Origin of the sequence: Streptomyces sp. NPDC059477, assembly GCF_042749375.1 — a bacterium.
Taxonomy (GTDB): Bacteria; Actinomycetota; Actinomycetes; order Streptomycetales; family Streptomycetaceae; genus Streptomyces.
The window spans coordinates 2,158-4,258 of record NZ_JBHYUG010000173.1; the positions used below are offsets into that span (position 1 = coordinate 2,158).

The 2,101-nt window shown below is 68.6% G+C and carries 3 protein-coding genes; 1 reads left to right on the top strand and 2 read right to left on the bottom strand.

Features of this window, described 5'->3' with window-relative positions; genetic code table 11:
- Positions 1-95: 95 nt before the first annotated feature.
- Both ACFXAZ_RS39145 and ACFXAZ_RS39150 read right to left on the bottom strand, forming a co-directional pair.
- The gene (locus ACFXAZ_RS39145; RefSeq protein WP_384601761.1) at positions 96-338 is read right to left on the bottom strand and encodes a DUF397 domain-containing protein; all 243 of its coding nucleotides are present in this window, start codon (positions 336-338) and stop codon (positions 96-98) included.
- Positions 335-1,120 (bottom strand): helix-turn-helix domain-containing protein, encoded by a 786-nt coding sequence (locus ACFXAZ_RS39150; RefSeq protein WP_384601772.1) that lies wholly within the window; start codon positions 1,118-1,120, stop codon positions 335-337. The genes ACFXAZ_RS39145 and ACFXAZ_RS39150 overlap by 4 nt, the downstream gene beginning before the upstream one ends.
- Positions 1,121-1,341: 221 nt before the next feature.
- Between ACFXAZ_RS39150 and ACFXAZ_RS39155 the strand changes: the two genes are divergently transcribed.
- Positions 1,342-1,890: an ATP-binding protein gene (locus ACFXAZ_RS39155; RefSeq protein WP_384601764.1), complete on the top strand. Its 549-nt coding sequence runs from the start codon at positions 1,342-1,344 to the stop codon at positions 1,888-1,890.
- The last annotated feature ends 211 nt before the right edge of the window (positions 1,891-2,101 follow it).

Here is a 2,101-nt window from a genome sequence, read left to right on the forward strand (position 1 = left end):
GGGGACCCGGACGGGGCGGGGGCGCGCCCCGCCCACTGAGATCACCGGCGTGCGCCCCGGGCGCCGGTTCGGCCGGTGCCGGGGGCGCATGGTGCTCAGTGAGTGAGCTGGGTGAGGAAGTTTCCCCAGGTGGTGGGGGAGAGGGCCAGGTGCGGGCCGTGCGCGTTCTTGGAGTCACGGACGTGGATGGTCTCCGGGCAGGTGGCGACCTCTACGCAGTCGCCCGATGCACTGCTGCTGTAGCTCGACTTGTGCCAGGAGAGGGCGACCTCCACGCAGTCATCGCCGGATCCGCTGCTGTAGCTGCTCTTGAACCAGGTCAGTTCGCTGGTGCTCATAGTTCTCCTCGCATCCGCTGCAACAGGCTCTTGGAGTCTTTGATGGTGAGAGCCTGTGAGCGCATACTGGCATACCGCATCTCCAGCATGCTGACGATCTTTCGGGAGGAGATGAGCTGCCCGCTTTCCTGCCCCTCACAGTAGGCGAAGCGCTGGTTCTCCGGGGTCTCAGCCAGCCTCATAGGGCCGCCCAGTCCCGCGTGTGTGTCCTGCTCGGTCGGCATGATCTGGATCTGCACGTTGCGCAGTTCGCCGATCTCCAGCACATGGTCGATGAGTCGGCGTGTGACCTCCGGGCCACCCGTGCGGCGCCGGAAGATGCTCTCCTCCAGGATGAACCCGAAGGCGGTGTTCGGCCGCTCATACAGGAGCCGTTGCCGCTTCGCCCGAGCCGTCCACTGCTCCTCGATCTGCTCGTCGTTCAGCGGCGGAGTCTGGCTGCCGAACAGCACCCGCGCGTACTCCTCCGTCTGCAACAGACCTGGAATCATCCTGCTTTCGTACGTGTACAGAGCGATCGCGCGCTCCTCCAGCCGAGCCCACTGCCGGAACCAAGCCGCCAATCCCGGCTGTCGGGCCACGTGCTCCATAGGCTTCCGCAGAGCCCCCGTGTTCCCCGAAGCCTCCTCCGCCCGCTCCACATAGTCAGGATCCGGCATGCGCCGTCCCAACTCGATCGAGGCGACCGTGTGTTTGGAGAAGCCCACCAGCTCGGCGAACTCCTCCCTGCTGAGCCCCGCATGCTCCCGCAGGGCCTGGTGCACCGCGCCGAACGTCCGCATGCTGTCGGAGGAGTTCGGCTCACCACCCTTCTTCCCAGTCGTCCCCGCCGCGTTGCTGTCGCTCACCTTCGGCCACCTCTCGCACACGTCCCCGCTGCACCATGACTCCCAGCATCGTTACGGGACGTGACCGGTACTGTCCAGAGGGTAACCGCGTACGCTCGCGCAGCGTACGCGGATTTGCCCTAGTGAAGTGGGCCACAGCGGCCGACATTTAAGTCATGGCCACTCCCCTTTCTCCCCAGCAACAAGCCACCGTACGCGTGTTCACCGAGCGTTTGCCCGCAACACCGCGTTGCGCCAGGCTGGCGCGCTTCCTCGCCCGGACCCGGCTCGACATCTGGGGCATCCCCCACGGCTCCGACGTATCCGAGAGAGTCGCCCTCGTCGTCGCCGAACTCGCGGCGAACGCCGTGACGCACGGGCGGGTGCCCGGGCGGGACTTCGAGCTGCGGCTGTCGGTGGTGACCGGCAGTGTGCGGATCGAGGTGACCGACACGAGGAGCGAGTCCCGTCCGCCGGGGCCGGGGGAGGTCGGCGCCCCGGGTGAGCTGGACGAGTCGGGGCGCGGGCTGATGCTCGTGGCGGCGGTCGCGGACCGGTGGGAGGTGCTGGACCGGCAGCCCGGGAAAACGGTCAGGGCCGAGGTCGATGTGCCTGGGTGGCTGAAGCTGTTCGGGACGATGCAGCCGCGTAGGGTCGGCGACCGTGAAGAGACGCGAGAGCAAGAAACTGTCCGCCAAGCTGGACCGGGCGGCGAGGACGGGTGACACGAGGACGGCGACCGCTCTGCTGCGCTCCGGCGCCGACGGTACGGCCGCGTTGTACACGGCCTCGGTGCAGGACGAGTTGGCGGCCGTCCGCGTCCTGCTGACCGCCGGGGGCCCCCCCCCAGTGGCGGAAACACGGGAGGGGGGCCCCCGCGCCCCCCGCGGGGGGGCGGGGGGCGGGGGGCCCCCCCACCCACATAGCCCCCAACCC

Coding starts and splice junctions, on each gene's coding strand:
- ACFXAZ_RS39155 (WP_384601764.1), top strand. CDS start 1,342: ATGGCCACTCCCCTTTCTCCCCAGCAACAAGCCACCGTACGCGTGTTC.
- ACFXAZ_RS39150 (WP_384601772.1), bottom strand. CDS start 1,120: ATGCGGACGTTCGGCGCGGTGCACCAGGCCCTGCGGGAGCATGCGGGG.
- ACFXAZ_RS39145 (WP_384601761.1), bottom strand. CDS start 338: ATGAGCACCAGCGAACTGACCTGGTTCAAGAGCAGCTACAGCAGCGGA.